General features: G+C 72.9%; 23 protein-coding genes and 1 pseudogene. 12 read left to right on the top strand and 12 right to left on the bottom strand.

Annotated elements, in window-relative coordinates; genetic code table 11:
• The first annotated feature begins 380 nt into the window (after positions 1-380).
• Positions 381-1,625, top strand: a complete 1,245-nt coding sequence (locus tag D7M15_RS20945; RefSeq protein ID WP_206337397.1) for a hypothetical protein — start codon at positions 381-383, stop codon at positions 1,623-1,625.
• Between the two features lie 6 nt (positions 1,626-1,631).
• Here D7M15_RS20945 and D7M15_RS29560 read toward each other — a convergent pair whose 3' ends face one another.
• From D7M15_RS29560 to D7M15_RS20935, 3 genes are all read right to left on the bottom strand, one after another.
• Positions 1,632-2,057, bottom strand: a complete 426-nt coding sequence (locus D7M15_RS29560) for a phosphotransferase (protein ID WP_346428834.1) — start codon at positions 2,055-2,057, stop codon at positions 1,632-1,634.
• Positions 1,988-2,557 carry a phosphotransferase gene (locus D7M15_RS29555; RefSeq protein WP_346428821.1) on the bottom strand — a complete coding sequence of 190 codons (570 nt, stop codon included), beginning with the start codon at positions 2,555-2,557 and terminating at the stop codon, positions 1,988-1,990. Before D7M15_RS29555 ends, D7M15_RS29560 begins: the two co-directional genes overlap by 70 nt.
• 382 nt (positions 2,558-2,939) lie before the next feature.
• Complete coding sequence (locus D7M15_RS20935) at positions 2,940-3,995, bottom strand: hypothetical protein (RefSeq protein WP_121518914.1); 1,056 nt, start codon at positions 3,993-3,995, stop codon at positions 2,940-2,942.
• Between the two features lie 505 nt (positions 3,996-4,500).
• Between D7M15_RS20935 and D7M15_RS20930 the strand changes: the two genes are divergently transcribed.
• The 3 genes from D7M15_RS20930 (at position 4,501) to D7M15_RS20920 (ending at position 6,559) form a co-directional block, all read left to right on the top strand.
• Entirely contained in the window at positions 4,501-5,088 is a 588-nt protein-coding gene (locus D7M15_RS20930) for a dihydrofolate reductase family protein (protein ID WP_121518913.1), read from the top strand.
• A gap of 212 nt (positions 5,089-5,300) precedes the next feature.
• Positions 5,301-5,840 (top strand): GNAT family N-acetyltransferase, encoded by a 540-nt coding sequence (locus D7M15_RS20925; RefSeq protein WP_121518912.1) that lies wholly within the window; start codon positions 5,301-5,303, stop codon positions 5,838-5,840.
• Between the two features lie 158 nt (positions 5,841-5,998).
• Positions 5,999-6,559, top strand: a complete 561-nt coding sequence (locus D7M15_RS20920; RefSeq protein ID WP_121518911.1) for a hypothetical protein — start codon at positions 5,999-6,001, stop codon at positions 6,557-6,559.
• Here D7M15_RS20920 and D7M15_RS20915 read toward each other — a convergent pair.
• Positions 6,527-6,865 carry a hypothetical protein gene (locus D7M15_RS20915; RefSeq protein WP_165906306.1) on the bottom strand — a complete coding sequence of 113 codons (339 nt, stop codon included), beginning with the start codon at positions 6,863-6,865 and terminating at the stop codon, positions 6,527-6,529. The genes D7M15_RS20920 and D7M15_RS20915 overlap by 33 nt on opposite strands.
• A 124-nt stretch (positions 6,866-6,989) precedes the next feature.
• On the opposite strand from D7M15_RS20915, the gene D7M15_RS20910 reads away from it, so the two are divergent.
• Positions 6,990-7,532, top strand: coding sequence for an ester cyclase (locus D7M15_RS20910; RefSeq protein ID WP_121518909.1), 543 nt, complete (start codon positions 6,990-6,992; stop codon positions 7,530-7,532).
• Positions 7,529-8,317, top strand: a complete 789-nt coding sequence (locus D7M15_RS20905) for an MBL fold metallo-hydrolase (RefSeq protein ID WP_121518908.1) — start codon at positions 7,529-7,531, stop codon at positions 8,315-8,317. Before D7M15_RS20910 ends, D7M15_RS20905 begins: the two co-directional genes overlap by 4 nt.
• A 10-nt stretch (positions 8,318-8,327) precedes the next feature.
• Here D7M15_RS20905 and D7M15_RS20900 read toward each other — a convergent pair whose 3' ends face one another.
• The 4 genes from D7M15_RS20900 to D7M15_RS20885 all read right to left on the bottom strand — a co-directional run bounded on the left by D7M15_RS20900 (position 8,328) and on the right by D7M15_RS20885 (position 11,622).
• Complete coding sequence (locus D7M15_RS20900; protein ID WP_121518907.1) at positions 8,328-8,990, bottom strand: hypothetical protein; 663 nt, start codon at positions 8,988-8,990, stop codon at positions 8,328-8,330.
• Positions 8,991-9,134: 144 nt separating this feature from the next.
• Entirely contained in the window at positions 9,135-9,725 is a 591-nt protein-coding gene (locus D7M15_RS20895) for a helix-turn-helix domain-containing protein (RefSeq protein WP_121518906.1), read from the bottom strand.
• Positions 9,726-9,859: 134 nt separating this feature from the next.
• Complete coding sequence (locus D7M15_RS20890) at positions 9,860-10,426, bottom strand: snapalysin family zinc-dependent metalloprotease (protein WP_121518905.1); 567 nt, start codon at positions 10,424-10,426, stop codon at positions 9,860-9,862.
• Positions 10,427-10,713: 287 nt separating this feature from the next.
• Positions 10,714-11,622, bottom strand: a complete 909-nt coding sequence (locus D7M15_RS20885; RefSeq protein ID WP_121518904.1) for a S1 family peptidase — start codon at positions 11,620-11,622, stop codon at positions 10,714-10,716.
• A gap of 527 nt (positions 11,623-12,149) precedes the next feature.
• Here D7M15_RS20885 and D7M15_RS28775 point away from each other — a divergent pair.
• Positions 12,150-13,589, top strand: coding sequence for a helix-turn-helix transcriptional regulator (locus D7M15_RS28775; RefSeq protein WP_206337396.1), 1,440 nt, complete (start codon positions 12,150-12,152; stop codon positions 13,587-13,589).
• A 46-nt stretch (positions 13,590-13,635) separates the two neighbouring features.
• On the opposite strand, the gene D7M15_RS20875 is transcribed toward D7M15_RS28775, so the two are convergent.
• A complete protein-coding gene (locus tag D7M15_RS20875) occupies positions 13,636-14,019 on the bottom strand; it encodes a helix-turn-helix domain-containing protein (protein WP_121518903.1) in 384 nt (127 codons plus the stop codon).
• Between the two features lie 136 nt (positions 14,020-14,155).
• On the opposite strand from D7M15_RS20875, the gene D7M15_RS20870 reads away from it, so the two are divergent.
• Positions 14,156-14,563: a Rid family hydrolase gene (locus D7M15_RS20870; protein ID WP_121518902.1), complete on the top strand. Its 408-nt coding sequence runs from the start codon at positions 14,156-14,158 to the stop codon at positions 14,561-14,563.
• Between the two features lie 88 nt (positions 14,564-14,651).
• On the opposite strand, the pseudogene D7M15_RS20865 reads toward D7M15_RS20870, so the two are convergent.
• Together D7M15_RS20865 and D7M15_RS20860 are read right to left on the bottom strand one after the other, a co-directional pair.
• Positions 14,652-15,902 (bottom strand): annotated as a pseudogene (locus D7M15_RS20865) (glycoside hydrolase family 27 protein); the annotation flags it as partial.
• A gap of 309 nt (positions 15,903-16,211) precedes the next feature.
• Positions 16,212-16,853 (bottom strand): GPP34 family phosphoprotein, encoded by a 642-nt coding sequence (locus tag D7M15_RS20860; protein ID WP_121518901.1) that lies wholly within the window; start codon positions 16,851-16,853, stop codon positions 16,212-16,214.
• A 239-nt stretch (positions 16,854-17,092) separates the two neighbouring features.
• Between D7M15_RS20860 and D7M15_RS20855 the strand changes: the two genes are divergently transcribed.
• A complete protein-coding gene (locus tag D7M15_RS20855) occupies positions 17,093-17,821 on the top strand; it encodes an N-acetylmuramoyl-L-alanine amidase (RefSeq protein ID WP_121521145.1) in 729 nt (242 codons plus the stop codon).
• A gap of 39 nt (positions 17,822-17,860) precedes the next feature.
• Here D7M15_RS20855 and D7M15_RS20850 read toward each other — a convergent pair whose 3' ends face one another.
• Positions 17,861-18,922 (bottom strand): hypothetical protein, encoded by a 1,062-nt coding sequence (locus tag D7M15_RS20850; RefSeq protein ID WP_121518900.1) that lies wholly within the window; start codon positions 18,920-18,922, stop codon positions 17,861-17,863.
• Positions 18,923-19,236: 314 nt separating this feature from the next.
• Here D7M15_RS20850 and D7M15_RS20845 point away from each other — a divergent pair, with 314 nt between their 5' ends.
• The 3 genes from D7M15_RS20845 (at position 19,237) to D7M15_RS20835 (ending at position 23,202) form a co-directional block, all read left to right on the top strand.
• Complete coding sequence (locus tag D7M15_RS20845; protein ID WP_240649702.1) at positions 19,237-21,540, top strand: heavy metal translocating P-type ATPase; 2,304 nt, start codon at positions 19,237-19,239, stop codon at positions 21,538-21,540.
• A 227-nt stretch (positions 21,541-21,767) separates the two neighbouring features.
• On the top strand, positions 21,768-22,580 hold the full coding sequence (locus tag D7M15_RS20840; RefSeq protein WP_121521143.1) for an ABC transporter ATP-binding protein: 813 nt from the start codon (positions 21,768-21,770) through the stop codon (positions 22,578-22,580).
• A gap of 211 nt (positions 22,581-22,791) precedes the next feature.
• Positions 22,792-23,202 (top strand): SH3 domain-containing protein, encoded by a 411-nt coding sequence (locus D7M15_RS20835; protein WP_240649400.1) that lies wholly within the window; start codon positions 22,792-22,794, stop codon positions 23,200-23,202.
• Positions 23,203-23,413 lie beyond the last annotated feature (211 nt).

The raw sequence follows: 23,413 nt of genomic DNA, 5'->3' as shown, positions 1-23,413 counted from the left end.
CCTCTGCACGTCATCTCACCTCGGTCGGCGTGTCCGACGGCACATCAGCCGCCTTGTGCGACAAGCCTCCTGCGCACACCCCTGAGCTGGGGAGATGACGACGGGTGACGGGGGATGATCCGTCACCCGAACCCGCGTCATCCCCCGTCACCCCCGCCGACCGCACCACCAGCGCCGGTGATGCCTTGACTTCGCAGCGTGACGCGGTGAACGGTGGGTTGGAGAACGGCAAGGGGGCAGCGGTGGCGATTGAGGCACAGCCGACAGGCGTACTCGTGCAAGCCGCCCGCAGAGATCGCGGGTGGAGTCAGTCACGGTTGGTGAACGAACTCCGGCGCCTCGCGGCCCGTCGCGGTCAGGCACTCCCGAGCGACGCGAGCGTGAAGCGACGGGTGGCGAGTTGGGAGAACGGGCACAGCGGCCCCGATGAGTTCTACGGCGCGCTGCTCTGCGAAGCGCTGGACGTGACCGGCGCGCAACTCGGGTTGAACAGCCCCACCACACAGGACGGGCAACTGCTGGAGACGCGCTATCCGCCCAGCCCGGAGAGCGCGATCAACGGAGTCGACCAGCTGTGGCGCGCTGACCTCAACGGCTACGAACCCTTGCTCCTCTCCGAGACCTCCGCCGCCGCGTGGAGCGAGGCGTCCTTGCGCTGGCTGGTGGCGCCCGAGCCAGCGTTCCCCAGCGAGCCGGTCGACGGACGCGTGCGCGTGGGGCTCTCGGACGTGGCCACCGTGAAGACGACGAGCGACATGTTCGCCGCCCTGGACGATCGCTTCGGAGGTGAGCACGCGCGGCACGCGGTGATCCAGTACCTCAGCCGCGACGTGGCCCCGCTCCTCAAGGGCCAGTACAAGGAATCCGTAGGACGCGCGCTGTTCTCAACGGTCGCTGAGGCGACGCTCCTCGCGGCGTGGATGTCGTACGACTCCTGTCATCACGGACTCGCGCAGCGGTACTTCCTCCAGGCGCTACGGCTCGCTCAGGACGGCGACGACCGACGACTCGCGGGCAGCATCCTGTCCGCCATGAGCCACCAGGCCACGTTCCTCGGGAAGTACACCGAGGCCGCCACGCTCGCCCGCGCGGCGCGGATGGGCATCTCGGGAGTGGCCACTCCGACGCTGATGGCCCAGTTCCACGCCATGGAGGCCCGCGCGTTGGCTCGGACCGGCGACCGGCAGGCATGCGAGACGGCGCTCGCGGAGGCAGCGAGCGCGCTGGAACGTCGGAACGACACCCACGAGCCTGAGTGGATCACGTACTTCGACGCGGCGGAGCTGGCGGCCGAGGCCGCGCACTGCTTCCGCGACGTCAACAGCGCCCGCCAGGCCGTCGCCAACGCCGAGAACGCGATGAGCGGCAGCCATGTGCGGAGCGACTTCTTCGCGACCATGGTGCTCGCGGACGCGCATCTTCGCGCGGGCGACGCGGAAGAAGCCTGCCGCGTGGCGCTGGACGCGCTCGACCTGGGCGAACAGCTCAAATCCGCGCGCTGCGTCAGCTACTTGGCGGAGTTCCGGCAGCATCTCGGAACGGTCGGTGACACGGCGTTCGTCCGCGCTTTTCACGACGAGGCCGCCGCTCACAGGCTGTGGATCGCTGCCGGGCGTACGGCGTGAGGAGCATCAGAACGGTTGCCAGTCCCGTCGGCTGCCGTCCGTACGAATGGTCTCGACCCGGCGTGCGAACTCCTCCGCGGATTTGCCGCTCGTCGTGACCTGCTGGCCGAGCCAGAGCATCATCATCAGCTCGCGGACGTCGGCCAGGACCGGGTAGCCGGGCCAGTTCATCAGGTCGAATCCGTAGTGGTGGACGAACGACTCGTACTCGGCGCGTGTGTGCCAGCCGAAGCGGTCGTAGTAGAGGGCGGTGAGTACGAGATCCCATTCGCGCGGGGCGAGGGCGAAGCCGTCCAGGTCGATGAGGATGGCTTGGCCGTCGCGGTCACGGAGGAGGTTCCCGATGTTCGCGTCACCGTGGATCATCCCGAAGGGCAACACGAAGTCCAGCCGGTCGTACTCCTTGTTGAGCCGCCCGGCGCGCTCCTCCAGGAACTTCCGGTCCTCCTCCCGGACGCCGTCCAGACGACCGAGCGAATCCCACCCTTGGCGAACGGGTCGAAGTACGGCAGGCCAAGGACCTCCGGCTCCTCCAGCCAGTGCAGCCGCTTCAGCAGGTCCGCCAGCTCATCCAGCCGCCCGTACTCGATCTCGTCCTGAGCGCTCCGCCAGTACGTGACGACCCGGCCGCCGACGAACGCCGGCTGCTCCACGTCCGGCATGACGCGGGTCGCGGGGAAGTCCTCCGACTCCAGCCAGCGTGCGACGCCGACCGCGCGCCGCATCTCCTCCAGCGCTTCCGGATCACGGGCGATGCGGACGATCACAGGGGGCGAGGCGAGGCGGTAGACGGCGTTCGAACCGAGCCGCAGCAGCTCCGCCCCCGACGGGTCGAGGCCCGCCGTTTCGCACGCTTCTCTGAAGACGGCGTCCGCGCGTTCCTCCGTCAGGTCTGTCGCTCCGTTCCGCGATGTGCCGTCGCCCGAGATCATGCGATCGACGCTACCGCCCGGCCTCCGGGGCCGACAGACGGTCCGCGTAAGAGGGGCGTGATGATCTTGGCTTGCGACGGCCAGGACGCCCCGTCGTCGCTGGTCAGATGCCGGGCGCTGACGAGCGGTTCACAGCCTCCGGAGCCGTGTGCGCAGGTTCGAATCCTGCCGGGGGCACCTCGCAGAAGGTGCCACAACGCCCCGCCACCAGGGACTTCCCTGGACGCGGGGCGTTCGCGCGTGCGCAGCCGAATGCGGCTCGAAGCGGCTGTTTGCCAGCGGTCACGTCATGACGACGTGATGATCAAGGCATCGGCTCTGAACTCATGCAGGCGCTCGCCTATCAGCGACGCTGGCCGCCGACTCGCGGCGCGGGCCGTCGCTACGGGCGCCCCTCGTGGGCTAAGCGGGCCGTCACAACTGCCAGGTGGTGCGACGTTGCCCAAGCACGCCACTCCTTCGCACCGCCCGCCTTCTCACGTCGACGTTGGGCGCATTCTTGCAAGCGTTCATCTCCCCATGATGTGGCAGCCCCAGTCGCAGGCCAGTAAGGAGAATCGACCAAGTCCTTGCTCAGATCAAAGAAGTCGTCGTTGCCCGCTTTGACCTTTGGATAGACGAACACCTGCCAGTCGCCCTCCGCGGTGTAGCGCATGTTGGGATGAGGTGCCCCGCGACTCTTGGACGGCATCCACGGGTGCGTCACTCCGAATTCACCGAAATCCAACTGTGGCCCGCGCCATATCTCAACAACGTCACCCCAGAACTTTGCATCCTCACGGATCACGCGTGTAGATGTACCTCGGGGAAATCCTGTGAGGTTGCGAGGAAAAGCCCCTGACGCCAGACATAGACTCCTCCAAGGCCAACTCGACAGTGATTCCAGGGTACTGAGTACTCGGGCAGTCAACCGTTCCCTCGTTCGACCAGCCTGGACAGGGCCCGCGTCAACGAGCAGGTCGACTTCTTCTGGGGCCAGCTGCACCGCTGCAAGCAACTCGCGCATCTGTCGTTCATCCGGAACCACGTCGACAGTGTCCGCAGCTGCGGTGAACCTCATGCAGGCTCCATGCCCGTGAGCAGCAGCCGCCTCGGCGACTTCGCCCAAGACTTCCTCTCGGTCGAGACACCTGAAGACAGGGCGCATCGGACGATCTCGCAATCCCAATGACTCGCTTACTCGCGCCACGGGACCACCGGCAGCACCTTCGAGTACGCGAACGTTCGGCAACTCTCCGCAATCAACCGTGATGACCATGTCGTTGGGAACGTGATGCATCGCGTGGTCACAGAAGGTTTCCAACAGGTCTCGCAGCTCATCGTCCGGAACAAGCTCCATTACAGGACGCACTAGATTCTGAACGGTGGCCGAAGTATGCCCCAGAGCATAGAACTCACCCGCTTTGCCCTTGAGTACCGGAACGTAGACCACGAGCACCCCCGCACTCTGCTACTTGCCGAGCCTGTCGCTAACGACAGGGTGACGAGTGCCGCAAGCAAGAAAAAGGGCGCTGTTCGAGCCAAGCGGCTCGAAGTTGAAGGGTGGACGGAGAGATGCAGAGCCGCTCTCCTCAGTCCCATAGAGATGCGGCCATCCGACACTCCTTCGACGCACAGGAGGCCGTGGTACCCCCGTCGCCTCGCATCTTCACTGGTCAACCCGTCGGCGGACATCGATCCGCACGATGATCTCGGAGCCGTGTGCGCGGGTTCGCATCCTGTTGGAGGCACCTCGGCTACCGGTGATCGCGCGATGGCGAAATGCCAGTCGGACTCCCCACCCAAGGCCGGGGCTCGCGGTGATCACGTAGCGGCGTCGTTCGAGCGAACGGGCGTCGCAACGGTACGGCTACCGGCCTGGGCGGGCGGGGTGGCGCGATGAGTTCCGGCCGGGGTCCCCGTCTGTCCTGTCGACACCCCGCGGACCGTACGAGGAGCGCGCCATGACCGCCGTCTACACCTTCGACGTCTTCTCCAGCCTCGACGGCTTCGGTGCCGCCAGCGGCGGCTGGCCCGGCTACTGGGGCAAGCAGGGCCCCGAGCTGCTCGCCCACCGCCTCGCCGTGTACGAGGAGGAGCAGCGGATGGTGCTGGGTGCCCGTACCTACCGGGCGTTCGCGCGGATGCTGGCCGCGAACGAGGAGTCCGGTGAGGGGGACGAGGTGCGCGACGCGTGGGTGACGCGGATGCGGAACCTTCCGGCGACGGTGGTCTCGTCCACCCTGGAGGCTCCCCTCGACTGGCCGGACGCGACCGTCGCGCGCGGCGACGCCGTCGATGTCGTGGCGCGGCTGAAGGAGGAGTCGGCGGTGCCGTTGCGTTCGCACGGGAGCCTGTCGATGAACCTGGCGCTGATGGCCGCCGGGCTGGTCGACCGGGTGCAGCTGACCGTCTTCCCCGTGGTCACCGGCCGGAGCTGGCTGGAGCCCGTGTTCCGGGGCGCGGCCGACTTCGACCTGGAGCTGCTCGAACAGCGGACGCTCGACGGCCGCGTGCAGGAGCTGGTCTACCGTCCCGGCCTGCACGCCTGACTCCCGTGGGCGCCGGGTCAATCCGGGCCGCCGTCAAAGCAGTTGGCGGGGCGCAGGACACCCGTTAGCGTCGGAGCGGCGCGAGAGACGCGTGTTCCCGGACACGGGAGGTTGATGAATATGGCCGCCGTCGGCCTTCTTCAGCCTGCCCTTGTCCGGTCCGCGCGGTAGGAGAGCGCGGCCGGGTCGTTCCCGACGACCAGGAGAGACCCATGTCTTCCCTCGCTTCATCCCCCTCCCACCACCCCACCGACCTGCGCACGGCGCGTCTGATCCTGCGGCCGTGGAGTGCCGCCGACGTCGCCGCCGTGGTCGACGGCTCCGGCACCCGGGCCGCCGACTGGGCCGACGACTTCCCCGCGGAGGGTGACCGGCTGATGGCCGGTCTGTTCGCGGAACGCCCCGCCTGGCTCGGCCCGTACGGGCACCGCCTGGTCGTCGAGCGCGCGAGTGGTGTGCTCGTGGGTTCCGTGGGCCTGTTCTGGCCGCCCGCCGAGGGCGTGCTGGAGCTGGGTTACGGCATCGTGGCGTCCCGCCGCGGCTGCGGCTACGCGACGGAGGCCGCGCGGGCGATGGCGGCGTACGCGCTCACCGCGCCCGGCGTCCGTACCGTGTCCGCCGGTGTGGAGCCGCCCAACCCCGCCTCCGTACGTGTGCTGGAGAAGGCCGGTTTCCGGTACGCGGGTGGCACGGAGGACGCCGTCCGCTACACGTTCGCCACCGCGCGCCCGGAGCGGCCCACGGACGGCTGAGCCCGACGGGCCCCGGCGGCGGTCGTGTCGCCGGGGCCCGTCGGCACCCGTACGTTCCCGTCCGCCCGCGCCCTCGCCGTACGGCGACGCCGACGCGCGGCGTGACGCCCGCCCGCGCCGTCCGGTCGACGGCGCCTCCCTGAAGGAAGTACCCCCGCATGCACGTGTTCTCGCGCGTCGACGAGCCGTACGTTCCGGCGCCGCCCGCGCCCCGCTGGGCGGTTCGGGCCGCGCACGCCGCCGCCCTCGTCACCCTGCCGACGGGCGTCTGGCGGCTGCTGCTCGCCGCCGGGTTCCCGGCCGGATACACCGCGACGGGTTACGCCGCGATGGACGCCACCGGTCGGGGCGCGGTGTACCTGGTCGCGCTGAGCGTGGTGAGTGAGGTGTTGGCGCTGCTGACGCTCGGGCTGGTACGGCCGTGGGGTGAGGTCGTCCCGTCCCGCGTGCCCGGGTGGGGAGGACGGGTCGTCGCGCCGAGGCTCGTCACCGCGGTCGCCGGTTGCGGGGCGGTCGTACTGACCCTGCTGTGGACGCCGTTCGTCGCGTGGTGGGCGCTGCCCCATCCCGATCTGACGGACACCGGTGCCGTCGTCGTCGGTCTCCTCTACCTCCCGTTGACCGCCTGGGGGCCGTTGCTCGGCGCGGTCACCGTGGCGTACCACCGCCGGCACCGCGCGTCCCCGTCACCGAACTCGGCGACGCGCTCGGCCTGTTGAGCCCCCGCGTGCGGGAGCGGCCGTGCCGCCGCCGTGCCGCCTGCCCGGGTACGTGTCGGGCTGGGTACCGGACTGCGTGCCGGGCGTACGGCCGTCGGCGTCCACGAGCAGCCACGGGTGGAGGAGCGTGCCGCCCACCGTGACCACGACGGCCAGCCCGGCGGCGATCCAGCGGTCCGCGTCCGGTACGCGGTCGCCCAGCAGCGCGTTGCCGCTCGCCGCGACGGCGTGCAGCGGCACGTACGCCGCCGTGGGCTCCCGGCACCCGCGGGCACCCCGCGAGGCGTCCCTACCGGGCAGTATCATGTGACGCCCACCGGCCCGGTCGCCGTCGACCGGCGGTCCCGGCCCGCACCCGCGCGGCCCGCACCCGCGCGACCCTCCCCACCGGCAGCGGGCCGCCCTCCCCACCCAAGGCGCTGACGCACTGATGACCACCGACGAGATCCGCGAGGCACGCCGGAAGCTGGTCCTCGACCACTTCCACGACGAGGTCCGCCAGGACTGGGACGACGTCCTGGCCACCTTCCCGCACCCGCACTACGAGCTGATCCCCACCATGCAGGTGCACGACGGCGACTCGGCGGTCCGCGGCTACTACCACGACACCCGCGTCGCCTTCCCCGACCAGGACCACGAGATCATCGCGCTGCGGCACAGCGACGACGCGGTCATCGTCGAGTTCTGGCTGCTGGGCACGCACAAGGGCCCGCTCGGTTCCATCCCGGCCACCGGCAGCCGCTTCCGCGTGCGCATGACCGCGTACTTCCTCTTCGACGAGGACGAGCGACTCGTCTGCGAACGCGTCTACTTCGACACCCTGACCATGCTCAAGCAGCTCATCGGCGGCCTCGACCTGAAGAAGCCGAGGAACGTGCTGCTCGCCCTCCGCTGCCTGCGCGGCCTCCTCAAGATGTCCGGCGAGGCGCCGCACCCGTCGCTCGTCGACACTCCGAAGGCCGACCTGCCGTGAAGATCCACCACCTCAACTGCGGCACCATGCGCATGCGTCGCACGCGGCTCGTCTGCCACGTGCTCCTCGTCGAGACCGACCACGGCCTGGTCCTGGTCGACACCGGCTACGGTCTCGACGACATCGCCGATCCCGCCGCCCGCCTCGGTCCCGTACGGCACCTGGTCAGGCCCGCGCTCGACCCCGAGGAGACCGCGGCCCGGCAGGTGGAACGGCTCGGCTTCCGGCGGGAGGACGTACGCCACGTCGTCGTCACGCACTTCGACTCCGACCACGTCGGCGGACTGTCCGACTTCCCGCACGCCGACGTCCACGTCACGGCCGACGAGGCCGCAGGCGCCGTCCACTCCCCCTCCCGCCGGGAACGCGTCCGCTACCGGGCGCCGCAGTGGGCGCACGGGCCGCGGCTCGTGGAGCACCATCCGGACGGCGAGGCGTGGCGCGGCTTCCCCGCCGTGAAGCAGCTCGACGCGGAGATCGCCCCCGGCATCGCGCTCGTCTTCCTCCCCGGCCACACCCGCGGCCACACCGCCGTCGCGGTCGACGCGGGCTCCCACTGGGTGCTGCACGCGGGCGACGCCTTCTACCACCAGGGGCAGCTCGACGGCCTGACCCACGTGCCGGCGGGCGTACGCGCCATGGAGACGGCCGTGGCGTACGACCGCGCGAAGGTCCGCGCCAACCACCGCCGCCTCACCCGCCTCCACCACGAGGCGGACCCCGCCCTGACCCTGGTCTCGGCCCACGACCCGACCCTGCTGGACCGGGCCCGCGCCCGGACGTAGCGGGCCGCCCTCAGCCGACGCCGCCCGGAAGGTGCTGCCAGTCCTCGGTGGCCACGTCCAGCAGCCGGCGGACGTGGTCCTCGCCCTCGTGCCGGGCCACGTCGCGCAGGCAGGCGCAGTCGGGGAGGCGGCCGTCGAGGGCGCACGCGCAGATTCCGGCGATCTGCAACCCGCGTGCGGCGGCGGCGAGTTGAGCTCCGGGCGGGAGCGGGAGCCGACGGGCGAGTTCCCGTGTGAAGAGCCGTTCCACGGGCGTACGGGCCAGGCTCCCGAGGGCGTCACCGACGGCGTCCTGGAGCAGGTCCCTTCCCGCGAGCACCGCGCGGGCGAGCCGCGCGAGGTCGTCGCAGCCGCCCCCGCGACGCCCGCGTACCAGCTCCTGCCAGGCACCGCGCGGGGCGTACGCGCCCGCGCGGGCGCCGATCGCGTCGACCGCCCCGGGCGTCAGCAGTTCGGCGTACGGGGCGCTGCCGCCCGCGCCGGGGAGCGGACCCGCGGTCCTCCCGCTCGGCGCGTGCGTCGGTCGTCGTGCGGGCCGCCGCGGGGAGCGGGCGGGTGAGGCGCTGAACCGTGGCTTCCCGGGGTGCCAGAAGCACCGGGTGTCGGGGACGCGTACGGGCTGTCGGCAGGGTCTTCTTCTCGTCGTGAGCGCGTGACACAGATACGCCGCCATGACCGGCAGTGTCCGGGCGTACGGGCCCCTCCGACAAGCGGGCCTATTCGGCCAACCGGCCGCGTGGGTACGGGAGTTGCCCGCGAGACGGCGGAGGCGTGCGCGGGCGCGGTGGGCGCGGTGGGCGCGGCGGGCGCGGTCCGCTCAGGTGGCGGTCGAACGGGCGCGGACGTGCAGGCGTTCGCCCTGGGGGCCGTAGAGGGCGAGCCATTCGACGGGCCGGTCACCGGCGTTGGCGACCGCGTGCGGGACGCGGGTGTCGAACGCGGCGGCCTCCCCCGCCGTCAGCACCAGGTCGTGCTCGCCGAGGGCGAGGAGCAGGCGGCCGGAGAGGACGTACAGCCACTCGTAGCCCTCGTGCGCGCCCTGTTCCAGCCGCCCCTGCCGGGGGCCGTCGGGCGCCGGGAGGATCTGCTTGTACGCGTGCAGGCCACCGAGGTGCCGGGTGAGCGGGATCCACGTCTGGCCGTGTCGGGTGAACGGGCGGGGGTGGACGCGGGGGTCGCCGGTACGGGAGCCGACCAGCTCGTCCAGCGGTACGCCGTGCGCCTTGGCCAGGGGCAGCAGCAGCTTCAGGGTCGGCTCGCGCCGCCCGGACTCCAGCCGGGACAGGGTGCTCGTGGAGATCCCGGTGGTGGCGCTGAGCTGGGTCAGGGTGGCGCCGCGGGCGTGCCGCAGGGCGCGCAGCCGGGGCCCGACGGCGGTCAGTACGTGTGCGAGGTCGTCGTCACCCATGCGGCCAAGTCTGCGGGAGCGGCGGCGGACGGTGTCAAGGCGGGCCGGGCGCGGGCGGTAACGGTGGGGCGCCCCGTCCCCCCACCGGCCGCGGCGGGCCGGACCGGTGGGCGGACGGGCGGTGACGCCGTACGTCAGGACGCGTCGACGAGCACGCGGCCGTCGAAGGGCGTACGGGCGGCGGCGCTGCCGTAGTAACCCTCGACCTCCGACTGCTCCGCCTCGTCCGGGGTCGCGTTCTTGCAGTCGGTGCCCGCGGACGCGCCGGACATCAGCTGCGTGCAGGGGCCGGGCTTGGTGTCGGGCAGGCCGAGGTTGTGGCCGATCTCGTGGGCCGCGATCCGGGTCTTGTCGTGGCCCTCGGTCACGGCCTCCTCGCCGAGTTCGACGGTGCCGCTGCCGCCCGGCTGCACGGGGCCGAGGGTGGCCTGCGGCCAGCCGTCGGTGGCGACGATGGTGATCTCGGCGTCGGCGCCGGACTCGGCGGGCACCAGCTCGACGTTGTCCACGTTGCTGTTCCACTGCTCGACGCCGGCCGCGACCGCGTCCTCCCAGCCGGGGGCCTGGCTGGCGTCGTAGTGGAGCGTGGTCGGCGCGGCGGCCTCGGGCGCGGGGGCCGGGGCGGCGAGCGCGGTGGGCCCGGAGGCGAGCGCGACGGTGGCGACACCGGCGAGCACGCCGATCCTGAACTTCCTGAGCATGGGGGGTCCTTCCTTCGGGCCGTCCGGGACCGCGCTCGGGTCGCGGTCGCGGTCGCGAACAGCAAGGGCACAAAGAAGCGGCCCGAGCCTAGGGGAGGCTCCCGGGGGCAACAAGAGGTCCTCCCCCGCCGTCGGTTCGGCGGAGGGCGACGGGCCCGGCGTTCCAGGGGGCGGAGCGCGCGGGCCCCGCCCGGCCCCTCCACGTACGGAGGGGCCGGACGGGGCCGGGTGACGCCGACCGTGCGACGGCTGTCGCGGGTCCGGCCGGTGCCGCGCGGAGCCGCGGGTCAGTAGATGCTGACGCCGTACGCGCTGAGCGCCTCGGTGACCGGCTGGAAGAACGTCGTACCGCCGGAGGAGCAGTTGCCGCTGCCGCCGGAGGTCAGGCCGACGGCCTTGTCACCGGAGCGCAGGGAGCCGCCGCTGTCGCCGGGCTCGGCGCAGACGTTGGTGCGGATCATGCCGTAGACGATGTCGCCGCCGCCGTAGTTGACGGTCGCGTTCAGGGCGGTGACCTGGCCGCTGTGCGTGCCGGTGGTGCTGCCGTGCCGGGTGACGCTCATGCCGACGGTGGCGTTGGCCGCGCTGTTGATCTCCGCGCCGCCCGCGGTGCCGGGGTGGGCGACGCTGCCGTCGTAGCGGACGATGCCGTAGTCGTTGGTCGGGAAGCTGGAGCCGACGGTCGGGCCGATCAGGGTGGTGCTGCTGGAGTTGGCGTACCAGTTGCCGCCCAGCTCCGTGCAGTGCCCGGCGGTCAGCATGTAGTACGTGCTGCCGGAGCGGACGTTGAAGCCCGCGGAGCAGCGGGCGCCGCCGGTGTAGATGGCGTCACCGCCCTGGATGTAGCTGCGGAACGTCCCCGAGGTTCTCTCGACCTTGAGGGCGCCCGCGTTGACACCGGCTCTCTTCTTGATCTTCGCGATCTGCGCGTCGGAGACACGCTTGTCGACCGTGAGGACCACCTCGCCCGTACGGGCGTCGGTGTGCCAGGCGGTGCCCGCCACGTCCGCGTCGAGGACCGCGTCGCTGGCCTTGGCCAGCTGCGTGGCGCTGAACTTCTCCGCCGTGGGGGCGGGTTCGGCACTGGCGGTCGTGGCAGCCAGGGTGAGTCCTGCCACGGCCGCGAGGCCGGTGGCGATGGCGGTGAGCCGGGCGCGCCCGGTCGTGCCACCGTGGGGAGTGCTGCGCTTGGTCATTCTTCCTCCCGAGAAGAAGGACGGTCCTGCCCGATGGGGGTGGTGGTGCGCGCGCCTTGCCTCGGTGCTGCCACGACGTCCCGCGACGGTGCTCCCACGGGACGGGGGCTGCGGGGGTGCGGGGGTGCTGGGTGCCGTACGGGTGCTGTGCGCGGTACGGACCACGGCCGGATCGCTCCGCCGTGACGGTCCGCCCGCCGCGACCACCGGAGGGGGAAACGGTTCCGGTTGTGCGGCGGCTCCCGCCGGACGCATGAACAGTCGCACCGCGCGGCCGGTGCGTCAACGCGCCGCGGCCCCGCACGGCGGGTTGGCAAATCCAGGCAACACGGCGCCCGACGAAGGTGCTATGGCGGGATGAAGGCCGACAAGGTATACAGCTGCCACAGGACACCCGCGCGGCACACCGCACCCGCCGTATCGCCCACCACCCCGTACGGGTGCGGCCCGCACCGGACTCCTTTTCGGTTCCACTCGTCTCAGCACGCGCCTGGGAGGGAACAGTGTCCGTCGAGGGTCACGGGGACGTGCGGACCGCGGCTGCCTTCAGCCGACGGCTGCGCGCGTTCCGCAGACAGCGCGGCATGACGCAGCGTCAACTCGCCGCCGTCGTCGGCTACGACCACAGCATGGTCAGCCGCTGGGAACGCGGCACGCGGGAGCCCCCGCCCGCCGCGACCGTGCTCCGGCTCGACGTGGCGCTGGACACCGGCGGGCAGCTGGCCGACGCGCTGGTCCGCGGTCAGCTGCCGCCGGGCGGCCCGCCCCACCCGTCGCCGTCCGCGCACGCGCCCGCGCATCCGTCCCGTACGGCGGCGTCCGCCACGGCGCACTCCCCCACGACGGCGTCCCCGCTGCCGTTCCCGCTGCCCCGTCCGCCGCTGCTCCCGGCACCACCCGCGCGCGCGGCGGAGGCGTACGGCGGGCCGCTGTCCGCGTCGGCGCTCGCCCGGTGGCCGGAACGGCTCCCGCTGCGCGAGCTGAACTGCCCGCTGCACGGCAGCGCCGCGCACTGCCCGGTGCCGGACTTCGCCACGGTCCACGCCCTGTTCGACGGTGTCCGCGGGTTCGGCCGGTCCGGGGCGCCGTTCCCCGACGGCTCCGACGAGGACGTGCTCCACGGGCTCACCGCACTGCTGGAGTGCCTGGTGGTGGAGAACCGTACGGATCTCGCCAGCGACGACACCGCGCACGTGGAACGCGTACTGCGCGCCCTCACGGGCTGGGCCGAGCACCTGCACGCGGCCGGGCGCGCCCCGCGCGGGCAGCTCGTACTGGGCGCGCACTACGCGGTGCTCGCCGGGCGGCTGCGACGGCAGAACGGGCAGAACGCGGCGGCGATGGCCTGGTTCGGGCACGGCGCCCGGTGGGCGGAGGCGGGCGAGGACGTGTCCGCGCGCGCGGAGCTGCTCGGCGAGATGTCGACGCTCGCGCGCGCGGAGCACGATCTGGGCTCCGCCCTGTCGTACGCGCAGGCGCTCGGCGCGCTCCGTCCCGACCGCGGCTGGACCGCCGTGCTGTCGCACATCTTCCAGGCGCGTGCGTACGCGCGCGCCGCCGACCCGTACGAGACCCGCCGCCACCTGACCCTCGCGGGACGCCGACTCGACCGGCTCGACGGGCGGGACGTCGCCGAGTCGCCGTGCCTGGAGGGCGCGCAGGGCACGCTGCACCTCGACTCCAACACGGGCGCGTCCCTGCGCGACCTGGCCGTGTCCACCGGGGACCGCCGCGCGGCCCGCCGGGCGGTGGCCGCGACGGGGTCGGCGCTGGGTCAACTGCCGCAGTGGATGCGGCCGATACGGCTGCTGCTGACCGTACGGCTGGCGGACGGGCACGCCTGCGCGGGCGACCACGACGCCGCGTGGGAGACGGCCGCACCGGTGCTGCGGTCGGCCGCGCTGTCGCCGCGGACGGTGATCGCGGAGGAGCTGCGGGGGCTGTCGCGGCGGCTCGTCCGCACGTGACCCGGACGCGCGCGGGCGGGGGGTCGGCCGGGGGCCGGGGCCCCGGTCAGGCGTCGTCGAAGCGGCGCCGCGACCCCTCGATGTGGCCGAGGTAGCGCTGCGTCCAGTCGCACATGCCGTTGACCATGCGCTGCAGCGCGCGGCCGGGCTCGGTGAGGGTGTACTCGACGCGCGGCGGCACGGTGGGGTGCACCTCGCGTACGAGGAGGCCGTTGCGTTCCATCATGCGCAGGTTCTGGGTGAGCATCTTGTGGCTGATGCCCTCGACCTCCCGGCGCAGCTCGCTGAAGCGGAGGGTGCGGTCGTCGAGGACGTTGATGATCAGGAGCGCCCACTTGTTGGCGACGTCCGAGAAGATCTCCCGCGCCAGCGAGTCCGCGCGCGTCAGGTCGGCGTGCTCGGGCAGGCCCCCGAGCTGCTTGGTCACCATTCGGTTCCCCAGTCACTGAAAAGTGCGTTCTTCCATGTCAGCGGCTACTTTCCTACGGTTCTCCAGTAACCGCAAGAGAGCACGCGTACGGGGTGACCCGCACGCGTGGCCACCGCGCGACAAGGAGAAGGACAGCATGCCGATCACCCTCGTGGACCCCGACGGACTGCCGAAGGTCGACGCGTACCGGCAGGTGTCGGTCGCGACCGGTACGCGGCTCGTGCACGTCGCCGGGCAGGTGTCCTGGGACGCCGGTGGGAGGACCGTCGGGGAGGGCGACCTCGCGGCGCAGGTGGAACAGTGCTACCTGAACGTCGCCACCGCGCTCGCCGCCGTCGGCGGCACCCTCGACGACCTGGTGAAGCTGACGATCCACGTCGTCGACTGGACCCCCGACAAGATGCCGCTGCTGCTGGACGGGATCGCCCGTGCCTCGGCGCGGCTGGGCACCACGCCGGTGCCGCCCGGCACGCTGCTGGGCGTCCCCACTCTGGACGTGCCCGAGCACCTGGTCGAGGTCGAGGCCACGGCCGTACTCGACTGAGGACGCGAACTCCCGCCCCGCGCCCGCCCGTTCGGCGAGGCGGACGCGAGGCGGGCCGGGGCGGGGCCGCCCCGGCGGAGGGTCAGCCGTCCGCCGTGACCCGCAGCAGCACCGTCCCGTGCGCGGGCACCACCGCCGAGATGTCGCCCGCCGTGCTGCCGTCTTCGTGCCGCCACAGGTCGCGCAGCGCGTACGAGTCCGCCTGCGGCAGTCCGAGGGCCGCGGCCGTGGTGGCGACGGTCTGCTCCGCGCCGGTCTCGTTGAACAGCGCCACCGCCCGGCCGCCGTCGGCCAGTTCCCGGCCGACGACCCAGCGCCCGTCCTCCTCGGACACCACTTCGCCCTGCTTGCCGAGCGGGTCCTGGTCCACGGCGACGACCTCCTCGTTGCCGAGGATCTCCAGGGTCTCCGGGGAGGCCGTACGCAGGTCGGAGCCGATCAGCAGGGGCGCGGCCATGACCGCCCACATGGAGAAGTGGGTGCGGTACTCGGTGTCCGTCATCCCGCCGTTGCCGACCTCCAGCATGTCGGGGTCGTTCCAGCGGCCGGGGCCCGCGTACGGGGCGAGCGGCAGATTCTGCTTCATGATCGACAGCATCGAGTCCCAGCTGTCGCTGATGTCGCCCGTGGTGCGCCAGAGTTGGCCGAGTTCGCTCGCCCACTCCCAGGGTTCGTTCTCGCCCCACTCGCAGATGCTGTAGACGATGGGGCGGCCGGTGGCGGCGAGGGCGTCGCGCATGGTGGTGTAGCGCGTCCTGGCGTCCTCGCCCTGGTTGTTGCAGTTGTCGTACTTGAGGTAGTCGACGCCCCAGTCCGCGAACTGCCGCGCGTCGCCGTACTCGTGGCCGAGCGCGCCGGGGAACCCGGCGTCGTTGCACGTCTTGGTGCCCGCGCTGGTGTAGATCCCGAGCTTCAGCCCCTTGTCGTGGACGTAGTCCGCGACGGCCGCGATGCCGTCGGGGAAGCGCGCCGGGTCGGGTACGAGCTGGCCGTCCGCGTCGCGTTCGGGCAGGGCCCAGCAGTCGTCCAGGTTCACGTACTCGTAGCCGACGTCCTTGAGGCCCTTCTCCACCAGGACGTCCGCGACGCCCTTGACCATGTCGGCGTCGAACTCGGCGCGGCAGTGGGTGGAGTTCCAGTTGTTGAAGCCCATGGGCGGGGTGGCCGCGAGTCCGTCGGCGGCGGGCGTCGCGGCGGGGGCGTGCGGGGCGGCCGGGGCGTACGGCGCGGGCTCCGGCGCGGCGTGGGCCGCCGTGGGGGTGAGGGTCGCGGCGCTCAGCAGCGCGGCGGCCAGGGTGGCGGTGACTCGGCGGTCCGTACGGACGGTGTGGGGTCTCATCGTCGCCTTCCTCCGGGGTCAGGGACGTGGCGGATGTGGCATGTCCGTGCCAAGTACGACATCTCACCGTAGGGACTGTGCGGTTCCGTCGGAAGAGGTGCGGTCGTGATCGCTTCTGCGCGTACGACCCGTTCCCGCCACCCGCCGTCCACCCCGTACGTCCCGTACGCCTCGGACGTCCCGCCCACCCCGTACGCCCCGCCGCCGCGACCCCCGCACGCACGACCGGGCGGGCCCCGACCTCGAGGGTCGGGGCCCGCCCGGTGTGCCGCTCCCGTTCGGCCGCCCCGCGACGACGGCCGGGCGGGATCAGCCGCCCGCGGCGGCCGCCGCGATGGCGATACGGGTCCGCTTCACGGTGTAGGCGACGGCGGGCTTGATCCAGCTGCCCTCCGAGATCTCCTCCATCCGCTTCTTGACCTGCTTGCGGTCCGCGTCCGGGAAGGCGAGCTTCCAGAGACGGGCACCGTGCAGGACGGCGATGAGGGAGGCGGTGCGCTCATCCGGGTCCTGGCCCTGCAGGACCACCTCGTCCAGCCGCTTGCGGACGGCCAGTTCGGGGCCGTCCTGCCCCTTCGGGTAGCGGTTGACGGGCACCAGCCCGAGCACGCGCTTCTTCTCCTGCTTCAGCACGCCCTGCGAGACGAGGGAGTTCACCGTGCCCTCGACGACCCCCTTGCGGGTGTGCTTCAGCACGTCCTTCAGTTCGGCGGTGCCACCGTCGGCGGCGATCTTCGACAGCTGCCCGTCCAGGAACGAGTTACCCATCGGGGTCTTGTCCACGACCCGCACGACCTCGTCGTCGCCCACCTCCACCCGGCCCGAGAGGGACAGCTCCACGAGCGCCATCCCCGCCACCGCGTAGTCCGTACCGGGGCGGGTCTTGCCCCGGCCGGAGTCGTCGTCCAACGCGATGAGCATGAACTCTTCCGGCAGCGTCAAATTAGTCATGCGCTCCGCCTTTCCCCCCGACGGCCCGCCAAACGCCTGAAGCGGAACCCTCCCAACAAGTAGCGGAATCCCTAGTATTGGGGCCAGCGGGCCGCTCCGGACGGCGGAGCGGAATGCTTTCCGCAAAGCCCCACGGTACGCAACCGGAAGCGGTGCGGAGACACCCGCCGCTCCTCCCCGTTCACCCGAACGGATGCGTGCACATGTGCGACCGGTCGCCCCGGTGCACCGTGATCCGTATGCGTCTCGCCAAGCTCGCCCTCGTCGCGGCGGCACTGCCCCTGGCCGTGCTGACCCGCTGGGACGCCCCCGCACGGGAGCGCCCCCCGGAGCACCGCACCCCGTCGACCGCCGCCGCCCGCCCCGCCGCGGCGCGCCCCGACGTGGTGAGCCGGGCGGCGTGGGGCGCGGACGAGAAGCTGGTACGGGAGCGGGCCCCGTACGTCACCCGCGTCAGCGCCGTCTTCGTGCACCACACCAGCCACCCCGACGCGTACGACTGCGCCGACACGCCCCGCATCATGCGCGCCCTCCAGCAGCAGCACGTGCACCGGATGGGCTGGGACGACGTGGGCTACAACTACGTCGTCGACCGCTGCGGCACCGTCTACGCGGGCCGCGTCGACCATGCGGGCCGGCCGCTGCGCGGCGCGCACGCCACCGGCTTCAACGCCCGCAGCGTCGGGATCGCCGCGCTCGGCGACTTCCGCGAGGGGGCGCGCGTACCGCGCGCGATGCTGGCGTCCATCGCCGCGGTGGCGGCGTGGCAGCTGCGGCCCGGCGCCGATCCGCACGGCAGGGTGCGGCTGGTGTCGACGAACAGCGACAGCCGCTACCCGAAGGGCGCCGCCGCGCTCCTCCACACGATCTCCGGCCACCGGGACGGCTTCGAGACGGCCTGCCCCGGCGAGGCGTTGTACGCGAAGCTGCCCCGGCTGCGGGACGACGTGGCGCGACGGCGGTGGTGAGGCGGAACGGCGCCGCCGCCCGCCCGTCCGCCCACCCCGTCAGTGCCCGTGCCCCGCGCCGCCGTGGTCCCCACCCGCGTCACCCGCGCCGTCCGTGCCGCCCGCGCCCGACGCCGTCCCCGCCCGTACGGTGAACGCGGCGGTGCGCACCTCGCCCCGGTGCTTGAAGTCGAGGAACAGCCGGTACGCCCCCGCGCTCGGCGCCGTCGCCGTGAACGACACCTCCGGGCCGGGCTCCGTGGCGCCGTCGCCCGGTGCCCCGTTGGGGTGGACGTGCAGATACGCCAGGTCGCCGGAGCGGAGCGCGACGAGGTGCCCATACGCCCCCAGGTACGGCTCCAGGTCGGTGACCGGCCTGCCGTGCCTGGTGACCGTGAGCGTCAACTCCCGTGCCGCGCCCGGCCGCAGCGCCCCGTCGAGGCGTACGCGGTAGCCGTCCACCTCCGCCGTACGGGTGGGCGCGGGCAGCTCCCGCGGCGCGTACGGACCGGCCACGGCGAGGTCCGTGCCCAGCGTGACGCCCTCGGCGTCCGCGCCCGCCTCCGGGTCCGCGCCGGGCACGAAGTCCGCGAAGACACGGTGGTCACCGGCCACGGGGAGGGTCAGCCGGGTGCTCCAGGTGCCGTCGGCGGCGCGGGTGGGGTGCACGTGGCGGTACGTGCCGAGGTCGCGGGAGGCGACGACGAGGTGCAGCTCCTTGTCGTGGTCCCGGCGGTACTCGGTGAGGGGACGCCCGTCGCGGTCCAGCACCCGGAAGCGGAGGGTGGCGGCGCGGCCCGCCTCGACCCGGGGCGTACGGAGGTCCAGCGCGTAGCCGCCGGAGGAGACGCGGAGCCCGCCGACGGGCTCGTCCGACGCGGGGTCGGGCTTACGTCCCCCGTGCCCGCCGTCCTCGCCGTCGCCGTGACCGCCGTGCCCGCCGTCGGCCGAGCGGTCGGCGCCGCCCGCCTCGCCGCCCGGGTGGCGTTCGTGGGCGGCGGGCGCGGGGTCGTCGACGAGCGGGTCGAGCCCCGAACCGAGGCCGTAGGCGCCGCCGAAGACGGCGGCGAGGGCGGTGGCGAAGGCGGTGATCCGCAGCCCTGTGGTCGTGCCCGTGTTCATGGCGTTCCTTTCCGGGAAACCGCCGCGGGAGAGGACGGCTCGGAATCCCGAGATTACCCCCAGGGGGTATCATGCCAAGCGAGGGGAACGCTTGCGCGAGCATACCGGGTAGGGGTATAGAGGAGCCCTCGGTGGCGCGCGTACGGGACGCCCCGCACACACCGCGCCAGCGGCACCGCAGTCTTCAGCGAGGAGCGACGATGACCACCACGGCACCGCACGGGACGGCCCGCGCGGGACGGGCGGACCGGCCCGCTCCCACCGGCGCCCCCGCCGACGGGACGGCGCGCGCGACCGAGCTGGTCATCGGCGGGATGACGTGCGCCTCGTGCGCGGCCCGCGTGGAGAAGAAGCTCAACCGCATGGACGGCGTCGAGGCCACCGTCAACTACGCGACAGAGAAGGCGAAGGTCACCCACGCCGAGGACGTCGCCGTCGCGGACCTGGTCGCCACCGTGGAGGCCACGGGCTACACCGCGACGCCGCCCGCCCCCACCCGTACGCCCCCGGCACGTACGGACGCGGGCGCCGGGGAGCCGGACGCGGGCGCCCCCTCCGCGTCCACCCCCGCCGACGAACTGCTGTCGCTGCGGCAGCGGTTGGTCACGGCGGCGGTACTGGCGGTGCCGGTGATCGCGCTGGCGATGGTGCCCGCCTGGCAGTTCACGTACTGGCAGTGGCTGTCGCTGACGCTCACCGCGCCCGTCGTCACGTACGCCGCCTGGCCGTTCCACCGCGCCGCCGTCACCAACCTGCGGCACGGCGCGGCCACCATGGATACGCTGGTCTCCGTCGGGGTCTCGGCCGCGTTCCTGTGGTCGGTGTGGGCGCTGTTCCTCGGCACGGCCGGTACGCCCGGCATGACGCACCCCTTCGAACTGACCGTCGCGCGCGGCGACGGCGCGGGGAACCTCTACCTGGAGGCCGCCGCCGGGGTCACCGCCTTCCTGCTGGCCGGGCGGTACTTCGAGGCCCGCGCCAAGCGCCAGGCGGGCGCCGCCCTGCGCGCGCTGCTGGAGCTGGGCGCCCGGGAGGCCACCGTCCTGCGCGACGGCCGCGAGGAACGGGTGCCCGCCGCCTCGCTCGCCGTCGGCGACCGCTTCGTGGTGCGCCCCGGCGAGAAGATCCCCACCGACGGGGTGGTGCGGGAGGGCACGTCGAGCGTCGACGCGTCGATGCTCACCGGCGAGTCCGTACCCGTCGAGGTGGCGCCCGGCAGCGCCGTCACGGGCGCCACCCTGAACGTCGGCGGCCGGTTCGCCGCCGAGGCCGTACGCGTCGGCTCCGACACCCAACTCGCCCGCATGGCGCGGCTGGTGGAGGACGCGCAGAACGGCAAGGCGGCGGCGCAGCGGCTGGCGGACCGGGTCTCGGCGGTGTTCGTGCCGGTCGTCATCGCCCTGGCGCTGGGCACCCTCGGCTTCTGGCTGGGCAACGGCGCCGAGCCCACGGCCGCGTTCACCGCGGCCGTGGCCGTGCTGATCATCGCCTGCCCGTGCGCCCTCGGCCTGGCCACACCGACGGCGCTGCTGGCGGGCACGGGCCGGGGCGCGCAGCTCGGCATCCTCATCAAGGGCCCGGAGGTGCTGGAGTCCACGCGGCGGGTCGACACGGTCGTGCTGGACAAGACCGGCACGGTCACGACCGGCCGGATGACGCTGCTCGCGGTCCGTACCGCCGAGGGTGTTCCCGAGGCCGAAGTGCTGCGCCTGGCGGGCGCGTTGGAGCACGCCTCCGAGCACCCGGTCGCCCGCGCCGTGGCGCGCGGCGCGGTGGCACGCCTGCGCGGGCGCGACGGCACGGAACGTACGGACGGCGCCGACCGTACGGACGCCCCCGACGCCGTGCCCGCGCTGCCCACCCCGGAGCACTTCGTGTCCGTCCCCGGCCTCGGCGTACGGGGCACGGTCGACGGCCACGACGTCGTCGTCGGCCGCCCGGCCCTGCTCGCGGCGGAACCGTCCCCCGTGGAGCTGCCCCCGGAGCTGGCCCGTGCCCGTACGGAGGCGGAGGCGGCCGGGCGTACGGTCGTCGCCGTCGCCTGGGACGGCGAGGCGCGCGCCGTGCTGGAGGTGGCCGACGCGGTGCGGCCGACGAGCCGCGAGGCGGTCGTACGGCTGCGGGCGCTGGGCCTCACGCCCCTCCTGCTGACCGGCGACAACGAGGCGGTCGCGGCGTCCGTGGCCGCCGAGGTGGGCGTCGACGAGGTGATCGCGGAGGTCCTGCCGGAGGACAAGGTCGACGTGGTCCGGCGGTTGCAGGCCGAGGGGCGCCGGGTCGCGATGGTCGGGGACGGCGTGAACGACGCCGCCGCCCTCGCCCAGGCCGACCTGGGCCTGGCCATGGGCACCGGCTCGGACGCGGCGATCGAGGCGGGCGACCTCACGCTCGTACGGGGCGACCTGCGGGTGGCCGCGGACGCCGTACGGCTGGCGCGGCGGACGCTGGGCACCATCCGGGCGAACCTGTGCTGGGCCTTCGGGTACAACGTGGCGGCACTGCCGCTGGCGGCGGCCGGGCTGCTGAACCCCATGATCGCCGGGGCGGCGATGGCGTTCTCCTCGGTGTGCGTGGTCGCCAACAGCCTGCGGCTGCGCGGCTTCCGCCCGACGGGGTGAGCCGTACGGCGCCCCTCCCGGCACCTCTCCCGGCCCGTGCCGGCGCCGTGTCCGCCGGGTCCGCGCACCGGCCGCCACACGGTCGCTCTGCGGTCAGCACCACCGGCGGGGGGTGTCGCTAGGTCCACCCCGTTCTGGTGCGTAGAGCCCTCGTGACGGCCCGCCGCGCTGCGTAACTTCTTACTCGAAGGCGCACACGGCGCCGTCGCCGAAGGGAAGTGACCACCATGTTCCGTCACCACGACAACTCCAGGAGCGCCGAAGCCCTTCGCCTGGTGTCCGTCAGCAAGACGTACGGAACCCCCGGTCACCCCGAGAGCCGCACCACGGCCCTGGACAACGTGTCCCTCAGCCTGGCGGCCGGCACCTTCACCGCCGTGATGGGCCCCTCCGGCTCCGGCAAGAGCACGCTGCTCCAGTGCGCGGCGGGCCTGGACAGCCTCGACAACGGGGTGGTCGTCGTGGACGGCGCGCAGATGGCGGGGCGTACGGAGGCGCAGCTGACCAAGTTCCGCCGGGAGCGGATCGGCTTCATCTTCCAGCAGTACAACCTGCTCGACACCCTGACGGTGCTCCAGAACGTCACGCTGCCGCTGCGGACGGCGGGCAAGCGCCCCCGCCCCGGCCACGCGGAGCACATCCTGACGCAGGTCGGCCTCGGCAACCGGCTGGACGCGCTGCCCTCGCAGCTGTCCGGCGGCCAGCGCCAGCGGGTGGCCGTGGCCCGTGCCCTGGTCACCAACCCCAGCGTGATCTTCGGTGACGAGCCGACCGGCGCCCTGGACACCCGCAGCGCGAAGAACGTACTGGAGCTGCTGCGCGAGACGGTGCGGAACTTCGGCCAGACGGTCGTCATGGTGACGCACGACCCGGTCGCCGCCTCGTACGCCGACTCGGTCCTCTTCCTCGCGGACGGCAGGCTCGCGGGCCAGCTCCACCAGCCGACACCCTCCGCGGTCGCCGAGCGCATGGCGCACCTGGGCGACGCCTCCCTCGCCGCCACTGCCGCCAGCCAGGACCGGACGCTGGTCGGCGTCTGATCCGGGGCCGGGCCCGTACGGGCCCGGGGCGGAACGTCAGGAAGCGGCGCGCGGCGAGCACCGGGAACTGACAGCGGAGAGTGACGAGTTGCGGGCACAAAGTAGGACATTTAGCGTGATGCCTGCAAGGAGTGAACGGGCCGTCACGGACCGTGCTCCGCGCGCTTCCCAGGACCCCCGCTCCCAGGGGCCCGCTCCCACAGGAGAGACGATGCTCGACTCCACCCTCAGCAAGTTCGCCCTCTGCGCCGCGGGCGGCGCCGTCGCCGCGATGACCGCCGTCGGTCCCGCGACGGCCGCCACCGACGCCCCCACCCCGCCCGCGAACACCCACACGTTCAGCGCCGAGGAACTGCCGCGGCTCGGCGGCAGCGGGAAGGTCTACTGGGGCAGAGTGATCGCCCGCACCGGCCTCAAGGTCCGCTCCGGACCCAGCCAGAACTACCGCGTCACCGGCGTGCTGCACTACGGCCAGACCGTCAAGATCAAGTGCAAGGTGAACGGCGGCTGGGTCAACGGCAACCCGCGCTGGTACAAGCTGGCCGACGGTCGCTGGGCCTGGGCCTCCGCCCGCTACATCGAGAACATCGGCAAGGCCCCCGAGTGGTGCCGCGCCCGCTGACCCCACCCCCCGCACGTGTGACCGGCCGGTAGCACCCTCCCCTCCACCGGCCCGGTGACACGACCCACCGTGCCCCCAGTCGCCCGAGCGGCCTGGGGGCACGGTGCTGTCCGCGTGCGGGCGCCACGTACGCGGCCGGTACGTACCACGGGCGGCGCCAGCCCGTACGGCCCCGGCCTTACTCCCGGGTCAACAAGTCGCGCCCAGGGGA

The organism is Streptomyces sp. Z26 (genome assembly GCF_003665095.1).
GTDB lineage: Bacteria > Actinomycetota > Actinomycetes > Streptomycetales > Streptomycetaceae > Streptomyces > Streptomyces phytohabitans.
Note: the sequence above shows the minus strand (reverse complement) of the source record. Positions and strands in the feature narration are given on the sequence as shown.